Origin of the sequence: Pseudomonas sp. MPB26 (genome assembly GCF_046605355.1) — a bacterium.
GTDB lineage: Bacteria > Pseudomonadota > Gammaproteobacteria > Pseudomonadales > Pseudomonadaceae > Aquipseudomonas > Aquipseudomonas cedrina.
This window is the reverse complement of sequence record NZ_CP176793.1, coordinates 2,509,197-2,528,993: the sequence shown is the minus strand read 5'-3', so window position 1 is coordinate 2,528,993 and position 19,797 is coordinate 2,509,197. Positions and strand designations below refer to the sequence as shown.

16 protein-coding genes are annotated in these 19,797 nt (G+C 62.0%); 6 read left to right on the top strand and 10 right to left on the bottom strand.

The features are described 5' to 3' along the window. Nucleotides 1–178 precede the first annotated feature (178 nt). Nucleotides 179–1,078: a LysR substrate-binding domain-containing protein gene (locus tag ACLH0H_RS11620; RefSeq protein WP_411382102.1), complete on the top strand. Its 900-nt coding sequence runs from the start codon at nt 179–181 to the stop codon at nt 1,076–1,078. A 226-nt stretch (nt 1,079–1,304) separates the two neighbouring features. Here ACLH0H_RS11620 and ACLH0H_RS11615 read toward each other — a convergent pair whose 3' ends face one another. The 10 genes from ACLH0H_RS11615 to bioB form a co-directional block, all read right to left on the bottom strand. Then, complete coding sequence (locus ACLH0H_RS11615; protein ID WP_411382101.1) at nt 1,305–3,083, bottom strand: acyl-CoA dehydrogenase C-terminal domain-containing protein; 1,779 nt, start codon at nt 3,081–3,083, stop codon at nt 1,305–1,307. Between the two features lie 223 nt (nt 3,084–3,306). Then, nucleotides 3,307–5,076, bottom strand: coding sequence for an acyl-CoA dehydrogenase C-terminal domain-containing protein (locus ACLH0H_RS11610; protein ID WP_411382100.1), 1,770 nt, complete (start codon nt 5,074–5,076; stop codon nt 3,307–3,309). A 90-nt stretch (nt 5,077–5,166) separates the two neighbouring features. Continuing rightward, on the bottom strand, nt 5,167–6,456 hold the full coding sequence (locus ACLH0H_RS11605) for a diguanylate cyclase (RefSeq protein ID WP_411382099.1): 1,290 nt from the start codon (nt 6,454–6,456) through the stop codon (nt 5,167–5,169). 315 nt (nt 6,457–6,771) lie between these two features. After that, nucleotides 6,772–8,577 carry a phenylacyl-CoA dehydrogenase gene (locus ACLH0H_RS11600; protein WP_307388637.1) on the bottom strand — a complete coding sequence of 602 codons (1,806 nt, stop codon included), beginning with the start codon at nt 8,575–8,577 and terminating at the stop codon, nt 6,772–6,774. 341 nt (nt 8,578–8,918) lie between these two features. Continuing rightward, nucleotides 8,919–9,200, bottom strand: a complete 282-nt coding sequence (locus tag ACLH0H_RS11595) for a pyrroloquinoline quinone biosynthesis protein PqqE (RefSeq protein ID WP_411382098.1) — start codon at nt 9,198–9,200, stop codon at nt 8,919–8,921. A 105-nt stretch (nt 9,201–9,305) separates the two neighbouring features. After that, the gene (gene bioD / locus ACLH0H_RS11590) at nt 9,306–9,986 is read right to left on the bottom strand and encodes a dethiobiotin synthase (RefSeq protein ID WP_411382097.1); all 681 of its coding nucleotides are present in this window, start codon (nt 9,984–9,986) and stop codon (nt 9,306–9,308) included. Then, the gene (gene bioC / locus ACLH0H_RS11585) at nt 9,983–10,795 is read right to left on the bottom strand and encodes a malonyl-ACP O-methyltransferase BioC (RefSeq protein ID WP_411382096.1); all 813 of its coding nucleotides are present in this window, start codon (nt 10,793–10,795) and stop codon (nt 9,983–9,985) included. The genes bioD and bioC overlap by 4 nt, the downstream gene beginning before the upstream one ends. Then, nucleotides 10,788–11,519: an alpha/beta fold hydrolase gene (locus tag ACLH0H_RS11580; RefSeq protein ID WP_411382095.1), complete on the bottom strand. Its 732-nt coding sequence runs from the start codon at nt 11,517–11,519 to the stop codon at nt 10,788–10,790. Before ACLH0H_RS11580 ends, bioC begins: the two co-directional genes overlap by 8 nt. After that, nucleotides 11,512–12,681 carry an 8-amino-7-oxononanoate synthase gene (gene bioF / locus ACLH0H_RS11575; RefSeq protein ID WP_411382094.1) on the bottom strand — a complete coding sequence of 390 codons (1,170 nt, stop codon included), beginning with the start codon at nt 12,679–12,681 and terminating at the stop codon, nt 11,512–11,514. The genes ACLH0H_RS11580 and bioF overlap by 8 nt, the downstream gene beginning before the upstream one ends. Nucleotides 12,682–12,812: 131 nt before the next feature. Then, the gene (bioB, locus tag ACLH0H_RS11570) at nt 12,813–13,868 is read right to left on the bottom strand and encodes a biotin synthase BioB (protein WP_411382093.1); all 1,056 of its coding nucleotides are present in this window, start codon (nt 13,866–13,868) and stop codon (nt 12,813–12,815) included. A gap of 92 nt (nt 13,869–13,960) precedes the next feature. Here bioB and ACLH0H_RS11565 point away from each other — a divergent pair, with 92 nt between their 5' ends. The 5 genes from ACLH0H_RS11565 (at nt 13,961) to rarD (ending at nt 19,709) form a co-directional block, all read left to right on the top strand. Further along, on the top strand, nt 13,961–14,698 hold the full coding sequence (locus ACLH0H_RS11565; RefSeq protein ID WP_411382092.1) for a ComF family protein: 738 nt from the start codon (nt 13,961–13,963) through the stop codon (nt 14,696–14,698). 58 nt (nt 14,699–14,756) lie between these two features. Next, complete coding sequence (locus tag ACLH0H_RS11560; RefSeq protein WP_411382091.1) at nt 14,757–15,521, top strand: TOBE domain-containing protein; 765 nt, start codon at nt 14,757–14,759, stop codon at nt 15,519–15,521. An 80-nt stretch (nt 15,522–15,601) separates the two neighbouring features. Then, nucleotides 15,602–17,500 carry a PhoX family protein gene (locus ACLH0H_RS11555; protein WP_411382090.1) on the top strand — a complete coding sequence of 633 codons (1,899 nt, stop codon included), beginning with the start codon at nt 15,602–15,604 and terminating at the stop codon, nt 17,498–17,500. Nucleotides 17,501–17,679: 179 nt separating this feature from the next. Beyond that, nucleotides 17,680–18,654, top strand: a complete 975-nt coding sequence (locus tag ACLH0H_RS11550) for a serine/threonine protein kinase (RefSeq protein WP_076953267.1) — start codon at nt 17,680–17,682, stop codon at nt 18,652–18,654. A gap of 170 nt (nt 18,655–18,824) precedes the next feature. Further along, the gene (gene rarD, locus ACLH0H_RS11545; protein ID WP_076953266.1) at nt 18,825–19,709 is read left to right on the top strand and encodes an EamA family transporter RarD; all 885 of its coding nucleotides are present in this window, start codon (nt 18,825–18,827) and stop codon (nt 19,707–19,709) included. The last annotated feature ends 88 nt before the right edge of the window (nt 19,710–19,797 follow it).

Here is a 19,797-nt window from a genome sequence, read left to right as displayed (position 1 = left end):
CGGCATGCGCCCGGTAAGCGGGTTGAGGATTGTTTGCCTTGCCTATGTAAACGCTTTCAACATGCACGCTGTTCATTGCCCGATCCGGCCCTGTAAGCCCTGCGAATAGGCGCTAGACTAAGCGTCCCAGGGGCCAGCGGCCATTTCGTTTTTCCAGCATTTTCGATAAGTAAGCCTTATGGATTTCAAGCAACTGCGTTATTTCGTCGCGGTGTACGAGGAAGGCCACGTCGGTCGCGCCGCGGAGCGTCTGTCGATCTCCCAGCCGGCACTGTCCCAGCAGATCCGCCAGCTGGAACAGAACCTGGATGTGAGCCTGTTCGAGCGTAGCAGCAAGCGACTGCTGCCGACGTTGGCGGCTCATACCTTGTATAACCACGCGCTGCCATTGATCGACGGGATGCAGCAGGCCGTCGAAGCGTTGCGCAATTTCAAGGGCCAGGCGATGCGCACCCTGGCCATCGGCGTGCTGCAAACCGTGCACACCAGCCTGGTACCGCAGATGCTTGAACGCGTGCGCAAAGCCCAGCCGCATCTGGTGGTGCAGATCTATGAATTGACCGGGATTGAGATCGAGCGGCGCTTGCTCAATGGTTCGCTGGACATTGGTATCAGCTACCTGCCGCCACGCCAGCCAGGGCTGCACGGCGTGTTGTTGTACGAAGATGAGCTGAAGGTCGTCATCCCCGAGGACCATCCTCTGCGCGAATTCAAGAAAATCTCGCTGAAACAGGCGGCAGAACTGCCAATGTTGCTGTTGGGCGAAGAATTCCAGGTCCGGCAGATCTGGCAGGGCCAGTTGACCAACCTTGGCCGTCGTCCGCAAGTGCAGGCGGAGCTCAACACCATGGTGGGGATTCTCGACAGCCTGCCTCATACGAAGCTGGCGACCGTGTTGCCGGGGCGCTCCCAGGACGAACACAACAGCCAGTCGCTGCTGTGGAAGCCCTTGAGTGAACCGAGAGTGCCGCTGAAAGTGGGCTTGGTGTGCCGCGATGTGCAACGCCAGCAGGCGACGGTGGCGTTGCTGCGCACCTTGCTGGAGGACGTGATGAACGCCCCGCACGGGTCCGCCTGACTTTTTCGCGGGCAAAAGAAAACCCCGCCGAAGCGGGGCTTTGCAGACTGTTTCCCTGACATCCATTTCACTCCGCCTTCCTGGCAGAATCCTACGTGTCCGTGTTGTTGCTTTGCGCTTCCTGCGCGACGTCCATGTGAAGTAGATTATCGATGGATCCAATCTTGCGATAGAGGACGAATAGCAGCACGTCATGTAAGAGAATGCTTACACGCCCTCCAATCCCTTAGAACAGGGCTTCATTCAGCAAAAACAATGATTCACTACCGGCTTTTACCGACGCACTCAACGATTGGATGCGCGGCAACAGGCGCGCAAAGTAGAAGCGCGCGGTGCCCAGTTTGCTGGCATAGAAATCTTCTTCAGCCTCCTTGCCCAATGCCGCCTTGGCCATGCGTGCCCACATGTAGGCGTAGGCCATGTAGCCAAAGGCGTGCAAATACTCCACCGACGCCGCGCCGATCTCATTCGGGTTGGTCTTGGCGCGGTCCAGTACCCAGGCGGTCAATTCGTCCAGGTTATCCACTGCCGCAGCCAGCGGTTTGGTGAACTCAGCCAGCTCGACACCCGCCGAGGCGATGAACGCGCGGATCTCGTCGGCGAACAAGGTGTAGAACGCGCCGCCGCTGCCAACGATCTTGCGCCCCATGAGGTCTAGCGCCTGGATGCCATTGGTGCCTTCATAGATCTGGGTAATGCGCACGTCGCGCACCAGTTGCTCTTGGCCCCACTCGCGAATGTAGCCGTGGCCGCCGAAGACTTGCTGGCCCAACACCGTGGTTTCCAGGCCCAGATCGCTGAGGAACGCCTTGGCCACCGGTGTCAACAGCGCCACCAGATTGTCCGCGCGCTCGCGCGCAGCGGCATCTTCGCTGAACTTGGCGATGTCCAGTTGCGTCGCCACGTAGGTGGAAAACGCACGACCGCCTTCATTTGCCGCCTTCATGGTCAGCAGCATGCGACGCACGTCCGGGTGCACGATGATCGGGTCGGCCATCTTCTCCCTGGCCTGGGCGCCGGTCGGCGCACGGCTTTGCAGGCGGTCGCGCGCATATTCAATTGCGTTCTGATAGGAGCGCTCACCAGACGCCAAGCCCTGGATGCCCACACCCAGACGCTCGTAGTTCATCATGGTGAACATTGCCGCCAAGCCACGGTTCTGCTCGCCCACCAGGTAACCCACGGCTTCGTCGAAGTTCATCACACAGGTTGCCGATGCCTGGATCCCCATCTTGTGTTCGATAGACCCGCAGCTCACCGCGTTACGCGCGCCCAGGCCGCCGTCGGCGTTCACCATGAACTTCGGCACCAGGAACAGCGAAATGCCCTTGGGGCCTGCCGGTGCGTCCGGCAGCTTGGCCAGCACCAGGTGAATGATGTTATCGGTAAGGTCGTGCTCGCCACCGGTGATAAAGATTTTGGTACCGCTGACTTTGTAGGAACCGTCCGCCTGTGGCTCGGCCTTGGTGCGGATCATCCCCAGGTCGGTGCCGGCATGGGCCTCGGTCAGGCACATGGAGCCGGCCCACTCGCCAGAGTACATCTTCGGCAGGTAGGTAGCCTTTAGTTCATCGCTGGCGTGAGTCGCGATCGACACACAGGCGCCGGAGGTCAACATCGGGTACAGGCCGAACGCCAGGCTCGACGAGTTGATCATCTCTTCGACCTGAGCCGACACCGCCTTGGGCATGCCCATGCCACCAAAGGCAGGATCGCCGCCTACTCCAACCCAGCCGCCTTCAGCGTAGGTCTTGTAGGCCTGTGGAAAACCGTCCGGGGTAAACACCGCGGTGTTGTCCCAGCGGCATCCTTGTTCATCGCCGCCGCGGCTGAGCGGGGCGATGGACTTGGCGGTGACTTTGCCGGCTTCTTCGAGGATCGCCTCTACGGTTTCGGCGTCAACGGTGTCTGCCAATGCCGGCAATTGGGCCCATGTGTTGGCGACCTCAAAGACTTCGTTGAGGACGAAGCGCATATCACGCAGCGGCGCTTTGTAATCAGCCATGGCAAACCTCGTGAGAACGTGAAAAATGATTCGGTAGGATCGGTTTTACAGGCTCAGAGTGTACCCGAACAACTTTTCAGACACATAGGGTCCGTTCGTGACCAACAAGTATTTCCAAGTCACATGACTGTAGGAGCGAGCTTGCTCGCGAAAAACGCCAACGATAACGCCTGCATTCTGGATGATCGCGGTGTCTGGGAGTTCTTCGCGAGCAAGCTCGCTCCTACAGGCCAAACAACTCCGCAGGCAGACTCATCAGGCATTCGCTGCCCGCTTCCACCGCCGCGCGGTGGGTGGCGGTACGCGGCAGCAGGCGCTTGAAGTAGAAATCGCAGGTGGCCAGCTTGGCCTTGGCGAAGTCGGCGTCGGGTTGCTCAAGGGCCGCCAGGGCCATGCGCAGCCACAGGTAAGCGAGCACCACGTAGCCGCTGTACATCAAGTAATCCACGGCGGCGGCGCCGACTTCATCGGGGTTCTTTATCGCTGCCATGCCCACGCGGGTGGTCAGTTCGCCCCATTCACGGTTCAGTTGATCGAGCTGCACCACATGGGCCTTGAATTGCGGGTGCTCGGCATTCGCGGCACAGAATTTGTGTACGATTTTGGTAAACCCACGCAGCAGCTTGCCCTGGCTGCCCAGCACCTTGCGCCCCAGCAGGTCGAGGGCCTGGATGCCGTTGGTGCCTTCATAGATCGGCGCAATCCGCGCATCGCGGGCCAGTTGCTCCATACCCCATTCGCGGATGTAACCGTGGCCGCCGAACACTTGCATGCCATGGTTGGTCACCTCCAGCCCGGTGTCGGTCATGAAGGCTTTGCAGATCGGCGTGAGAAACGCCAACAGGTCTTCGGCATCCTGGCGTTGGCCGGCGTCGCTGCTCAGGTGCGCCGTGTCGAGCAATTGCGCGGTGAAGTAGGCCAGTGCGCGGTTGCCTTCGTTAAAGGCTTTCATGGTCAGCAGCATGCGACGTACATCGGCGTGCACGATGATCGGGTCGGCGGCTTTCTCCGGGGCCTTGGCGCCGGTCAGCGAACGCATTTGCAGGCGGTCGTTGGCATATTTGATCGCGCCCTGGAAACTCGCTTCGCCATTGCACAGACCCTGCATGCCAGTCCCCAGGCGTGCATGGTTCATCATGGTGAACATGCAGTTGAGGCCTTTGTTCGCCTCACCAATCAGAAAGCCCCTGGCGCCGTCGAAATTCAGCACGCAGGTGGCGGAGCCCTTGATGCCCATCTTGTGTTCGATGGAACCGCAGTGCACCGCGTTGCGCGCGCCGGAATCTGCATGAAACTTGGGCACGATGAATAACGAGATGCCCTTGGTGCCCGCCGGCGCATCCGGCAGCTTGGCCAGCACCAGGTGGATGATGTTGGCGCTCATGTCGTGTTCGCCGGCCGAGATGAAGATCTTGCTGCCGGTGACGGCATAGCTGCCGTCCGCCTGGGGCACGGCGCGGGTCTTGATCAGGCCCAGGTCGGTGCCGCAATGGGCTTCGGTGAGGCACATAGTGCCGGTCCATTCGCCGGCGGTGAGTTTGCCCAGGTAGGTGTCTTTCTGCTCGGCGGTGCCATGGGCGTGGATCGCCGACATTGCGCCGTGGGTCAGCCCTGGGTACATGCCCCAGGAAGTGTTGCTGGAGCCGATCATTTCGCTGAGCACCAGGCCCAGTGATTGCGGTAAACCCTGGCCACCGTAGGCGGGGTCCGCCGCCACGCCATGCCAACCGCCCTCGACGTATTGGGCGAACGCCTGCTTGAACCCCTTGGGCGTGGTCACCACGCCATTGTCGAAATGGCAGCCTTCCTCATCACCGCTGCGGTTGAGCGGCGCGAGCACGTTTTCGCAGAATTTCGCGCCTTCTTCGAGGATCGCATTGACCATGTCCGGGCTCGCGTCAGTCGCGCCCAGCGCAGCGTAATGGCCGTGGAAATCAAACACGTTGTCGATCAGAAAGCGCATGTCGCGAAGGGGAGCTTTGTACTCAGGCATGGCAATGTCTCCGTCAGCAGATGGTTCCAACCTACCGTCAGCCATCGCCTTGGACAATCACTGTAGAACCGCTGAATACACCGCCATCACTCAACCGGCAGCACGCTCCATGCGCACTGCGCCACGGCGGGTCTGCCCGGCCGCGACCACGCAGTTGCGCCCTGCCCCCTTGGCGGCGTACAGCGCCTGGTCGGCGGATTTGAGCACTTCCTCGGGCGTGCGCTGCTCGGCCTGACGCTCGGCCACGCCGATACTGATGGTCACCGAGACACTGGAAGCGCCGCTGCCCGAGCGACGCTGACGCCCCTGTTGATCGTCCTGGGGCCGGTCCATGTTGCGCAATTTGATGTCGTAATCGGCGATGATCTCGCGGATCTCTTCCAGGTGCGGCATGCACTCTTCCACCGTCTTGCCGGCGAACACCACGGCGAACTCTTCACCGCCGTAACGATATGCCCGCCCACCGCCGTTGACCTTGGACAGCTTGCTCGCCACCAGGCGCAGCACTTGGTCGCCAACATCGTGGCCGTGGGTGTCGTTGAAGCGCTTGAAGTGGTCGACATCGCTCATCGCCAGCACATAGTTGCGCCCCAGCCGCTGCATGCGCTCATTCAATGCGCGACGTCCCGGCAAGCCGGTCAGTTCATCGCGGAACGCCATCTGGTAAGCCTCGTGGGCCACACCGGCGGCAATCATCAGCATGACCTGGCTGCACATGATGTTCAGGGTGAACGGCAGGATGAACGTCTGCGGCAACATCCAGAACATACCCAGCAAACCCACCAGTTGCGCCGCGTGCAGCGGGCGTGGCTGGTACCAGTACTGCGCGGCCAGGGTCAGGAAACCAATCAGGAACATCGGGTACGACAACTGGATCAGGCTCATCCAGGCGCCATGCAGCACCGGCCAGCGAATCTCCGCCAGCCAATTCAGCACGCCCTGGGGATAACTTTGTTCCAGCGCCAGCGCGACGCTGCCGATCGCCAGCAACACCGCGCCACGGGCGACGAAGTCACGAAACAGGTGGGTTTTCTCCTGCCACAGCGCGTAAATGCTGAACAGCAACGGCAGCAGCAGACAGCACAAATGGAACACCACCGCCGCGTCTTCGCGCACGCGGCCGTGGTCTCGGTAGAAATCGGTCTGGGTATCGAGCAGGTAGTAGGCGATATACACCGTGATCATCAGGAACAGCTCACGCTGACGACGGTACACCGCGCAGTACGAACCGCCGAGCAACAGCACCAGGGTCGGCAGCACGTTGAACAGCGAGGTGAAGAAGACGTTGAGGTCCTTGACGTAGGCAGCCGAAAGCCCGGCCAGCAAGAGCAGCAACGAAGGGAGAAAGTGGCTGAACCGTACAGCGGACACGCGCGACAAGGGTAAAACTCCGACCCGCAAACAAATGATGGCACTATGCCTTTACCCTGACAGTTAAGCATAACCTGACGAGCATGTATCACATTGCCATCACTGTAACGGCAGCCGGACATAATCCCTGAGCGCAGGAGCACGGTTTTTTCTACCCGCCTACTGTAGGAGCGAGCTTGCTCGCGAAGAACGTCAACGATAACGCAGTGCTGTCAGGTCGCCCGCGTCGCCCATTCGTTTTTCGCGAGCAAGCTCGCTCCTACAGAAAAACAAAAAACCGCCGCGTCCCGAGGGAGGCGGCGGTTTTGGGAACTTCGGTAAGGCTTAGTAAGCCAGGCCGAAGTCTTCTTCTTTCATGTCCATCAGATTACCTGCGCCCGAGAGCATGGTCGCGACGTGCGTGCGGGTGCGCGGCAGGATGCGCTGGAAGTAGAAGCGCGCGGTTTGCAGCTTGGCGGTGTAGAACGCCTCTTCGCTGGTGCCGGCCGCCAGTTTCTCGGCCGCCAGGCGCGCCATATCGGCCCAGAAGTAGGCCAGGCACGCGTAACCGGAGTACATCAGGTAATCCACCGAAGCGGCACCGACTTCTTCACGGTCTTTCATCGCGGCCATGCCGACCTTCATGGTCAACTCGCCCCACTCTTTGTTCAGTGCGGCCAGCGGTGTGACGAACTCCTGGACCGCCTCGACGCCTTCGTTGGCCTGGCAGAACTTGTGCACGATCTTGGTAAAGCCCTTGAGCGCTTCGCCCTGGGTCATCAGCACTTTACGGCCCAGCAGGTCCAAGGCCTGGATGCCGGTGGTGCCTTCGTACAGCATCGAAATGCGGCTGTCACGAACGTTCTGCTCCATGCCCCACTCGGCGATGAAACCGTGGCCGCCGTAGATCTGCACACCGTGGTTGGCCGATTCAAAACCGACTTCGGTCATGAACGCCTTGGCGATCGGGGTCATGAAGGCCAACAGGCCGTCGGCCTGTTTCTTGGCTTCGTCGTCGGTGCCGTACTTGACGATGTCCACTTGCTTGGCGGTGAAGTACACCATCGCACGGTTGCCTTCGGCGAAGGCTTTCATGGTCAACAGCATGCGGCGCACGTCAGGGTGCACGATGATCGGGTCGGCGGCCTTCTCCGGCGCTTTCGGGCCAGTCAGGGAACGCATTTGCAGGCGGTCGCGAGCGTATTTCAGGCCGCCCTGGAAGCCGATCTCGGCGTGGGCCAGACCTTGCAGCGCGGTGCCCAGGCGAGCGGTGTTCATAAAGGTGAACATGCAGTTCAGGCCTTTGTTCGCCGGGCCGATCAAGAAACCGGTGGCCGCGTCGAAGTTCATCACGCACGTAGCGTTGCCGTGGATGCCCATCTTGTGTTCCAACGAGCCGCAGGTCACCGCGTTGCGCGCGCCGATCGAGCCATCGGCGTTCGGCAGGAACTTGGGCACGATAAACAGCGAAATGCCTTTGGTGCCAGCCGGTGCATCCGGCAGGCGGGCCAGAACGATGTGGACGATGTTATCGGCCATGTCGTGCTCACCGGCCGAGATGAAGATCTTGGTCCCGGAGACTTTGTAGGAACCATCAGCCTGAGGCTCGGCCTTGGTGCGCAGCATGCCCAGGTCGGTGCCGCAGTGCGGCTCGGTCAGGCACATGGTGCCGGTCCACTCGCCCGACACCAGTTTGGTCAGGTAGGCGTCTTGCTGTTCGGGCGTGCCGTGCTCGGAGATGGTGTTCATCGCGCCGTGCGACAGGCCTGGGTACATGCCCCACGACCAGTTGGCTTCGCCGACCATTTCGCTCACCGCCAGACCCAGGGATTCCGGCAGGCCTTGGCCACCGTGCTCCACGTCGTGGGCCAGGCTTGGCCAGCCGCCTTCGACGAACTGTTTGTAGGCTTCCTTGAAACCTGTAGGGGTCTTAACGCCTGACTCGCTCCAGGTGCACCCTTCAATGTCGCCCACGCGGTTCAGCGGTGCCAGTACCTGCTCACAGAACTTGGCGCCCTCTTCAAGGATGGCGTCAACCATGTCCGGCGTAGCGTCCTGGCACGCCGGCAGGCTCTGATAGTGCGCTTCATAGCCAAGCAGTTCGTCACGAACGAAGCGAATATCACGCAAGGGGGCCTTGTAGTCAGGCATAGCGATAAACCTCTGCTGATGTATCTGGGATGAACAACCGCGTGGGTGTGTGGAGGCGGTCAAACAGGTGTTTGAAACATACGTTTACGACCTGGGGATGTCAAGCGCCGTTCGGGTGCCGTTTGTCCTGATGTGGGTCAACATCAGACACGGCAAGGCCTGCGGCAAGACGCCACGTCATTTGGGAAGTATAGAGGTGCGGGGAAGCGAAGCAGGTCAAATGTGGGAGCAGGCTTGCCTGCGCTGCGTGCGCTGCGGTTTATCAGGCATAGCGAGGTGATTCGATCGCAGGCAAGCCAGCCCCCACAGAAAGCAGAGCCGGCATGCGTGGGGACGAGGGATTAAGCGTAGGTATCGATGAAAGTACCGAGCATTTCATCCGCGGCCTTGGCCACTTTGACGCCCAGCGCCACCTCAAATTTGCCTTGGGCCAGCTCCACCATATTGCTCGCGGAATTAGTCGGCTGGCCGCGATTGACCGCCTGCAAGCGATCACTCTGGGCGTCCGAGGGTTGGCTGGTGGCGGCACTGGCGATCTTGCCGGCGGCCTGGTCGACACGGCTCTGCCCGGACGCAATGGTATTCAGGCCTGAGTAAAATGCGCTGCTGCCAGAGATATCCATGGCTTGAACCTGCTTTCAGAGAATCGTGAACGATGATTGAAACAGAGATAGTGGCAAAACGCCCGACAAAAACACTAATGGCACAATGCCTGGCAATAGCCAAAATCAGTCAAGCAAATCCAACTGCAGGTAGTGCGCCACGGCCTCAGCCCCGGCGTGCTTGAGTCTTGGTACCCGCCCCAGACAGGGCGCAGGCAACCTTTCGGCCAGGGTGGCGAGGTTTTCTTCCAGACGGGAGGTCTTGGAGTCGATGATATTGGCCACCCACCCGGCCAACGGCAAACCGTCCCGCGCAATGGCTTCGGCGGTGAGCAGGGCATGGCTGATGCAACCCAGGCGCACGCCCACCACCAGGATCACCGGCAGTTTCAGCGCCATGGCCAGGTCTGACATATTCGCCTGGTCGGCCAGGGGCACACGCCAACCGCCTGCGCCTTCGATCAAGGTGAAATCCGCGTTCAAGGCCAGGACCTGCTGCATGGGTTTCAACAAGGACTGCACCGTAAGCGAGACCCCCGCCTCCCGCGCCGCCAGATGCGGTGCGATGGCCGGTTCGAACGCCACCGGGTTCACATCAGCGTAGCTCAGGGGCAACGTACATTCGGCCAATAACGCCAGCGCATCGGCGTTGCGCAAGCCTTTGGGCGTGACCTCGCAGCCGGAAGCGACGGGCTTGCCGGCGGCGGTGCTGCGGCCGGCGTGCCGCGCCGCGTGCAGCAGGCCGGCGGCGATGGTGGTCTTGCCGACATCGGTGTCGGTACCGGTGATGAAATAAGCGGCGCTCATAGAGGTTTCTCCAGTACGGCATACACCACTTGGTAAGTCGCCGGCAGGCCCTGGGCCTGGCGGAACTGCTCATACGCTTGCACCAGTGCAGCAATCCGCGTGCGCCCCGTCAACCCGCCCGGTCGGCCGGGGTTGAGGTTATGCGCGCCCAACGCTTTCAATTCATGGGTCAGGCTGCGCACATCAGGATAATGCAGCACGTGGGGGCGACGCTCCAGGCTCACCACCCGCAGGCCGCTGGCTGCGCACCGTTGCTGGTAAGCCTCGAAGGTGCGAAAGCGATTGACGTGAACCAGGCCATCCGCCGCGCGCCAGCTTTCGCGCAGCTCGCGCAAGGTGCCCACGCACAGGCTGGCGAAGGCCAGCACACCGCCCGGTTGCAACACGCGATGAGCCTCGCTGAGCACCGCCTCGAAGTTCGCGCACCATTGCACCGCAAGGGAGGAAAACAGCAGCTCCACGCTTTCAGCCTTCAGCGGCAAGCGTTCTGCATCACCCGCGATGAAATGGTTCGCGCCACCCAACGGTCGTGCATGGTTGAGCATGCCTTCGGCGATATCCAGTGCGATGCCTTGGCTATCGGGCAATCGCGCTTGTAACGCGCGGCTGAAGTACCCGGTGCCGCAGCCCATATCCAGCCAGCGTTGCGGCGCGAGACCTGCTGGCAAGCGCGCCAGTAACTGGTTGCCCACCGCTCGCTGCAACTCGGCGACGCTGTCGTAACTGGCGGCGGCACGGGAAAAGGACGCCGCCACCTGGCGCTTGTCCGGCAAGGCACCCGGCAGCGGGGGGTGGGATAAATCAGTCATCGACGCACTCATGCAAAAAAGCCTGGATGGCCCCCGCTACACCGTGGGGGTCTTCCAGAAGAAAAGCGTGGCTGGCCTGTTCAATCAGGCCGATTTCAACATCGGGGAGCAGGGCCAGCAGTGTGCCGGCGGCTTCGGCGGGTACCAACTCGTCCAGACCTGCAAACAGATGCAACTGCGGGCCGCGATACGCCAGCAGAGCGTCGCGGGTATCGAGTTGGGCGAGCAGCTCAAGCCCCGCCATCAGGCGCGCGGACGACGTATTCGGCGCCCCGCTGACCAACAGCCGCGCCAGACCGCGCGGGTCTTCGGCGCCCTTGGCACACAACAGGCCGAAGCGTTTGAGGGTGACCTGGGAGTCGGCATGGCATCCGGCGAGAAACGCATCGAAGGTCTCGGCGGGCATCGCATTCGGCCAGCCATCATGGGCGACAAAACACGGGCTGCTCGCCAGGGTCAGCAGGCCGCAGCAACGTTCGCCGCGTCGTGCCGCCAGCTCCGCGGCCAGCATGCCGCCCAGGGACCAGCCGCCCAGCCAGGCGTTGTCCGGCAGCGTGGCGTCGAGCTCGTCGAGCCATTCATTAAGGCCGCTGGAGTCCAGCGCGGGCAACGGTTCGATCTGCACCCGCAGGTGCTCGTCCAGACCCAGCAGTGCGGCGGCCAACGGCTCCAATGGCGAAACACCCAGGCCCCAGCCGGGCAGCAATATCAGTCGATCACGCATGGGCAGGCTCCAGGCGGAAACTGTCTTCCAATGCGCTTAACAATAGCTGCACCTGCGCCGCGCTGTGGGCCGCCGTCAATGTCACGCGTAGACGCGCGCTGCCGGCCGGCACCGTGGGCGGGCGGATCGCGGTCACCATCAGTCCGCGCTCGCGCAGCCTCTGGGACAGGCGCATGGCCCTGGCACTGTCGCCGATCAGGATCGGCTGGATCGGCGTGAAGCTGTCCATCAACTCCAGGCCCAACTGCTCGGCGCCTTGGCGAAATTGACGGATCAGCGCGTTCAGGTGTTCGCGCCGCCAATGCTCGCTGCGCAACAGTTCCAGGCTTTTCAGGGTGGCGCAGGCCAGGGCCGGCGGTTGGCTGGTGGTGTAGATATACGGCCGCGCGAACTGGATCAGGCTTTCGATCAGCTCTTCACTGCCCGCCACAAAGGCCCCGGCCGTACCAAACGCTTTGCCGAGGGTGCCGACCAGTACCGGCACATCCTCCTGGCTCAGGCCGAAATGCTCGACGATACCGCCGCCATTGGCGCCCAAGGGACCGAAACCGTGGGCGTCATCCACCATCAACCAGGCGCCTTTGGCCTTGGCCTCACGGGCCAGCGCGGGCACGTCGGCCAGATCGCCGTCCATGCTGAACACGCCGTCGGTGACCACCAGCGTATTGCCGGTGGCCTTTTCAAGCCGCTTGGCGAGGCTGTCGGCGTCGTTATGCAGGTAGCGATTGAAGCGCGCACCGGACAGCAGGCCCGCATCCAGCAGCGAGGCATGGTTAAGACGGTCTTCCAGCACGGTGTCGCCCTGCCCCACCAGCGCCGTGACCGCGCCAAGGTTGGCCATGTAGCCGGTGGTAAACAGCAGCGCGCGCGGGCGACCGGTCAGATCAGCCAGGGCTTCTTCCAGTTCATGGTGCGGGGTGGCATGCCCGACCACCAGATGCGAAGCACCACCGCCGACGCCCCAACGGGACGCACCGGCGCGCCAGGCTTCGATCACCTGCGGGTGATTGGCCAGGCCCAGGTAATCGTTGTTGCAGAACGCCAGCAACGGCTGGCCGTCGACCACCACGTCCGGGCCTTGGGGGCTTTGCAGTAGCGGGCGTTGGCGATAAAGGTGTTCGGCACGGCGGGCAGCGAGGCGCGCGGCGAGATCGAAAGACATGCTGGCCTCGGTTTACGGTCAAAAATGTGGGAGCTGGCTTGCCTGCGATGACGGCGGCACATTCACCAGCAATGTGCCTGACAGACCGTTATCGCAGGCAAGCCCGCTCCCACATTTGGATTGCATTTCAATCAAACGGCGGCGTTGTAGAACTGTTCGCTGCTTTTCTGTTCGACCAACGCCTGCTCGATCGCCGCCTGGTGCACTTCATCCGCGTGCTCTTCGCGCGCTTGCGGCAGGATCCCCAGGCGCGCGAACAGTTGCATGTCCTTGTCGGCCTGCGGGTTGGAGGTAGTCAGCAGCTTGTCGCCGTAGAAGATCGAGTTGGCACCGGCAAAAAACGCCAAGGCCTGCATCTGCTCGTTCATCGCCTCACGGCCAGCCGACAGGCGCACATGGGACTTGGGCATCAGGATGCGCGCCACGGCGAGCATGCGAATGAAGTCGAACGGGTCGATATCCTCGGCGTTTTCCAGCGGCGTGCCGGCGACCTTGACCAGCATGTTGATCGGCACCGACTCTGGATGCTCCGGCAGGTTGGCCAGCTGGATCAGCAAGTTGGCGCGGTCGTCGAGGGACTCGCCCATGCCGAGGATGCCGCCCGAGCAGATCTTCATCCCTGAGTCACGCACATAGGCCAGGGTTTGCAGGCGCTCGCCGTAGGTGCGGGTCGTGATGATCGAGCCGTAGAACTCCGGCGAGGTATCAAGGTTGTGGTTGTAGTAGTCAAGGCCGGCCTGGGCCAGGGCTTCGGTCTGGTCCTGGTCGAGACGGCCGAGGGTCATGCAGGTTTCCAGGCCCATGGCTTTCACACCTTTGACCATTTCCAGCACATAGGGCATGTCTTTGGCCGACGGGTGTTTCCAGGCGGCGCCCATGCAGAAGCGGGTCGAACCGATGGCTTTGGCGCGAGCCGCCTCTTCGAGGACCTTTTGCACCTCCATCAGTTTTTCTTTTTCCAGGCCGGTGTTGTAGTGGCCCGACTGCGGACAATATTTGCAATCTTCCGGGCAGGCGCCGGTTTTGATCGAGAGCAGCGTCGACACTTGCACACGATTGGCGTCGAAATGCGCGCGGTGCACGGTCTGCGCCTGGAACAACAGGTCATTGAACGGCTGCACGAACAGCGCTTTGACTTCTGCAAGAGACCAATCGTGACGCAACGTGGCGGTGGTGCTGGCGCTCATGGGCGATTCCTTGATTATGCTTGGGCAAGCGCTGTGGGCAGGGCAATACCCACAGGCACGACACGGATGCTCGGCATATTTAAGGAAGATTCATGCGCTGTCAACCCAACTACAAACACCAGGTTTACATATGGTTAAAAAATATACAGAGCTGTTTAATATGCGATGAGACGACAGAATCGGCCCATTGTGTGTGCAACGTCTGCGAAACAGAGCTGCCGTGGTTGCTGGAACACTGCGACGTGTGCGCCCTGCCCTTGCCCATGGAGGGTTTGATCTGCGGCCAATGTCAGAAACAACCGCCTGCCTTTAAACAGGCGGTCGCGCCTTGGACCTACAGCTTCCCTGTCGACAGCCTGATCAGCCGCTTCAAACACCAGGCCCGCTGGCCCCTCGGGCAGATGCTTGCGCGGCTGTTGGCGCAACACCTGCAACACCGCTTCGACAACACCGAGCTCCCGCGGCCCGACTGCCTGCTGCCCGTGCCCATGGCCCGCAAACGCCTGCGCGAACGCGGCTATAACCAAGCCGCGATGCTGGCACGCTGGCTCAGCAGCGACCTGAATATCGCCTGCGATGAGCACCTGTTGTTACGCCCCCAGGAAACCGTCGCCCAGCAAGCCCTCGATGCCAAGACCCGCAAGCGCAACCTGCTCGGCGCCTTCGCCCTGGCGCCAGACGCCCAGGTGCGGGGGCGTCACTTCGCCTTGGTCGACGACGTACTCACCACGGGCGCCACCGCCCACAGCCTGGCGCGGTTGTTGATCGATGCCGGCGCGCGACGGGTTGATGTGTACTGCCTGGCCCGAACGCCCAAACCGGGCCACTGACTTGACGCCAGCCCCGCTTGCCCGCAACGTTCGACTCATCCCATCGAAGCGTATCCACATGTCTCTGCCCACCCCGCTCAGCCAACACATCATCCGCCGGCCCCAGCGCATTGCCTTGCTGGGGCACATCGCAGAGCAGGGCTCCATCACCCGCGCAGCGAAAAGCGCAGGCTTGAGCTACAAGGCGGCCTGGGACGCCATCGACGAGCTGAACAATCTGGCGCAAAAGCCCCTGGTGCAACGCAGCGTCGGTGGCAAGGGCGGCGGCGGCGCCAAGCTGACGGCCGAGGGTGAGCGGGTGTTGCGTCTTTACCAGCGCCTGCAAGTGCTGCAGGCGCAGGTGCTGGGCTCCGACGAAGCGGCCAGCGACTTCAACCTGCTGGGCCGCTTGATGCTGCGTACCAGCGCGCGCAATCAGCTGCACGGCCAGGTCATCGCCATCGAGCAGCAAGGCCGTAACGATCTGGTCCGCCTGCAACTGGCGGGCGGGCTGACCCTGAATGCGCAGATTACCCACGACAGCACGCAGCGGCTGGAGCTGGAAACCGGCGTGGAAGTGGTCGCGCTGATCAAGGCCGGCTGGCTGGATTTAATGGCAGCTGAACACCCCGCAACAACTGGACACAATTGCCTGCACGGCAGCGTCGACGCCATTCTCGACGCCGACGACGGCCCCAGCGAAGTCCGCATCGCCCTGCCCAACGGCCAGGTTTTATGCGCCCTGGCGCAGCCCGACGCGCTCAAGGCTATCAGCGCCGCTGAAGGCCAGGCGATCCAGGTGCAATTCGCGCCAAGCAATGTGCTGCTGGGAACACCGGTGTAAGCCGTCAGCTTCTTTTAACTGCAACAATTTCGTCACGCCCGCTCCTTAAGGTATCTGCAAAAACCGTCAAGGAGCCTGAGATGAGCCTATTAGAAGAAAACCAAGCCACCGACCTCGAACAAATGGTCGGCCTCACCCGCCGCCGCTTCATCGGTGCCGGTGCCTTGTGCGGTGCCGCGATGTTCCTGGGCGGCAACCTGTTGACCCGCAGCGCCCTGGCCGTCAATGCCGCCACCCCCAGCCCGCTGCTGGGCTTTACCAGCATCGCCGCCGCCACCAGCGACACCATCAGCCTGCCGCCGGGCTACAGCGCGTCGGTGCTGATCAGTTGGGGCCAACCGCTGAGCAAGAACGCGCCAGCCTTCGACCCGTCCGGCAACGGCACGGCGCAGGCCCAGGAACATCAGTTCGGCGACAACAACGACGGCATGAGCCTGTTCCCCTTCCCCGGCGACGATAACCGCGCGCTGATGGCGATCAACAACGAATACACCAACTACCGCTATCTCTACGCCCACGGCGGCGCGCCGCAATCGGCCGAGGACGTGCGCAAGGCCCTGGCCAGCGAAGGCGTGTCGGTGATCGAAGTGCGGCGCCAGGGCGACACTTGGCAATTCGTCCAGGACTCGCGCTACAACCGGCGCATCCACGGCAACTCGCCGATCCGCCTCAGCGGCCCGGCCGCCGGCCATGAATGGCTGAAAACCAGCGCCGACAAATCCGGCAAGAAAGTCCTGGGCACCTTCCAGAACTGCGCCAACGGCAAAACGCCGTGGGGCACTTACCTGACGTGCGAAGAGAACTTCACCGACTGCTTCGGCAGCAGCAACCCACAACAGACCTTCGACGCCGGGCAGAAACGCTACGGCGCGGTCGCCGCCAGCAAAGACATCAACTGGCATCAACACGACCCGCGTTTCGACCTTGCCAAGAACCCCAACGAGCTCAACCGCCACGGTTGGGTAGTGGAGATCGACCCGTTCGACCCGCAATCCACCCCGGCCAAACGCACGGCCCTGGGCCGCTTCAAGCACGAAAACGCCGCCCTGGCCGAGACCCGCGACGGGCGCGCCGTGGTGTACATGGGCGATGATGAGCGCGGCGAGTTCATCTACAAGTTCGTCAGCCGCGACAAGATCAACCACAAGAACCCCAAGGCCAACAATGACCTGCTCGATCATGGCACCTTGTACGTGGCGATCTTCGACGCGGGCGACGGCAATGCCGACCATCCCAAGGGCAAGGGCCAATGGGTCGAGTTGACCTTCGGCAAAAACGGCATCGACGCCAGCACCGGATTCAACAGCCAGGCAGAAGTGCTGATCCACGCGCGCCTGGCCGCCAGCGTGGTGAAAGCCACACGCATGGACCGCCCGGAATGGATCGTGGTCAGCCCCTCCGATGGCCAGGTCTATTGCACCCTCACCAACAATGCCAAGCGCGGTGAAGACGGCCAGCCGGTCGGTGGCCCCAACCCCCGTGAGAAAAACGTCTATGGCCAGATTCTGCGCTGGAAGGCCGACGCCGATAACCACGGCGCCCAGTCGTTCACCTGGGACCTGTTCGTGGTGGCCGGCAACCCTGGCGTGCACGCTGGAACGCCCAAGGGCGGTTCGTCAAACATCAACCCGCAGAACATGTTCAACAGCCCCGACGGCCTGGGCTTCGACAAGGCCGGGCGCTTGTGGATCCTTACCGACGGTGACTACAGCAACGCGGGCGATTTCGCGGGAATGGGCAATAACCAGATGCTCTGCGCCGACCCGAGCACCGGGGAAATCCGCCGCTTCATGGTCGGACCAGTGGCCTGTGAAGTAACGGGCATCAGCTTTTCGCCGGACCAGAAGACGCTGTTCGTGGGCATTCAGCATCCGGGCGAAACCGGCGGTTCGACCTGGCCGGAGCATTTGCCCAATGGCAAGCCGCGCTCGTCGGTGATGGCGATTCGGCGGGATGATGGTGGGGTCGTCGGCGCCTGATAAACCGCTTTCGCGAGCAAGCCCGCTCCCACAGTTGACCGCGCATATCCTGTAGGAATGCGATCGAATGTGGGAGCGGGCTTGCTCGCGAAGGCGTCCGCACAGCCACCACCTATCTGCGCCCTGGTGCGTTACCATACCGGGCCGGACGCGGCGACCTGCTGCGCGCAGGAGTTCGCATGGCCCATCCGTTTGAAACGCTCACCCCCGACCTGGTGCTCGACGCTGTCGAAAGTATCGGCTTCCTCAGCGATGCTCGCATCCTGGCGCTCAACAGCTACGAAAACCGCGTCTATCAAGTGGGCATCGAAGACGCCGAGCCGCTGATCGCCAAGTTCTATCGCCCGCAACGCTGGACCAACGAAGCGATCCTCGAAGAACATCGCTTCACCTTCGAACTGGCTGAATGCGAAGTGCCGGTGGTGGCGCCGCTCATCCACAACGGCGCGAGCCTGTTCGAACACGCCGGTTTCCGCTTCACCTTGTTCCCCCGCCGCGGCGGCCGTGCGCCGGAGCCGGGCAATCTCGATCAGCTCTACCGTCTTGGGCAATTGCTGGGCCGTTTGCATGCGGTGGGTTCCACCCGCCCGTTCGAACACCGCGAAGCCTTGGGGGTGAAGAACTTCGGCCATGACTCCCTCACCACGCTGCTGGAAGGCAACTTCATTCCCAAAAGCCTGCTGCCGGCCTACGAGTCCGTAGCCCGCGACCTGCTCAAGCGTGTGGAAGAGGTGTACAAGGCCACGCCGCACAAGAACATCCGCATGCACGGCGACTGCCACCCCGGCAACATGATGTGCCGCGACGAAATGTTCCACATCGTCGACCTGGATGACTGCCGCATGGGCCCGGCGGTGCAGGACTTGTGGATGATGCTCGCCGGAGACCGTCAGGAATGCCTGGGCCAGTTGTCGGAATTGATGGATGGCTACCAGGAATTCCACGACTTCGATCCGCGTGAATTGGCGCTGATCGAACCGCTGCGCGCCCTGCGCCTGATGCACTACAGCGCCTGGCTGGCCCGACGCTGGGATGACCCGGCGTTCCCTCACAGCTTCCCGTGGTTTGGCAGCGAGCGTTATTGGGGCGATCAGGTGCTGGCGTTGCGCGAGCAACTGTCGGCGCTGAATGAAGAGCCGCTGAAACTCTTCTGACTGCTGATCGTTCCCACGCTCCGCGTGGGAATGCATCAGGTGACGCTCTGCGTCATGCGTTCAAGAGCGGACGCGGAGCGTCCAAATCGGCATTCCCACGCAGAGCGTGGGAACGATCGGTAAACCCAATTACAATCGCGCTTTGTTAGCTGCCTAAGCAAGGATTCCGCATGCAAGCCGCCAACCCCCGCAAGGGTTACATCCTGGGCCTGAGCGCCTATGTCATCTGGGGCCTGTTCCCGCTTTACTTCAAAGCCATCGCCAGCGTACCCGCCGCCGAAATCATCGTGCACCGGGTGCTCTGGTCGGCGCTGTTCGGCGGTTTGCTGCTGATGGTCTGGAAACACCCCGGCTGGTTCCGCGAGTTGCGCGACAACCCCAAGCGCCTGGCGATCCTGGCCCTGAGCGGTTCGTTGATCGCGGCTAACTGGTTGACCTATGTCTGGTCGGTAAACACCGGACGCATGCTGGAAGCGAGCCTGGGTTACTACATCAATCCATTGGTGAACGTCCTGCTGGGCATGCTGCTGCTCGGCGAGCGCCTGCGTCGCTTGCAATGGGTAGCCGTCGGGTTGGCCGCGGTGGGCGTGGCGCAACAAGTCTGGCAAGTCGGCAGCTTGCCATGGGTGTCGCTGGTGCTGGCGCTGACCTTTGGCTTCTATGGGCTGATCCGTAAACAGGCGCCGGTGAAAGCCCTGCCGGGGCTGGTGGTGGAAACCTGGATGCTGGTGCCGATTGCCGTGGCCTGGTTGCTGTTCAACCCGACAGCGCATAGCGCACAGCTGGAGTTCTGGAGTACTTCCGAGGCTTGGTGGTTGGTAGCCGCAGGCCCGGTGACGCTGATCCCACTGGTGTGTTTCAACGCTGCCGCGCGGCATTTGCCCTACACCGCACTGGGCTTCTTGCAGTACGTAGCGCCCACCCTGGTGCTGCTGGAAGCCGTATTGCTGTTCGGCGAACACCTGGCGCCAAGCACGCTGACCGCCTTCGCCTTTATCTGGGCGGGCCTGGTGGTGTACAGCGTGGATATCTGGCTGAGCGTGCGCAAACGCTGATCAAAAAACGCTCAAACATCTGCAAGCCACAGCCTGCGTGGCTTGCAGACATCCACCCCAAGGTTATCCACAGGCCCATGCAAGATTT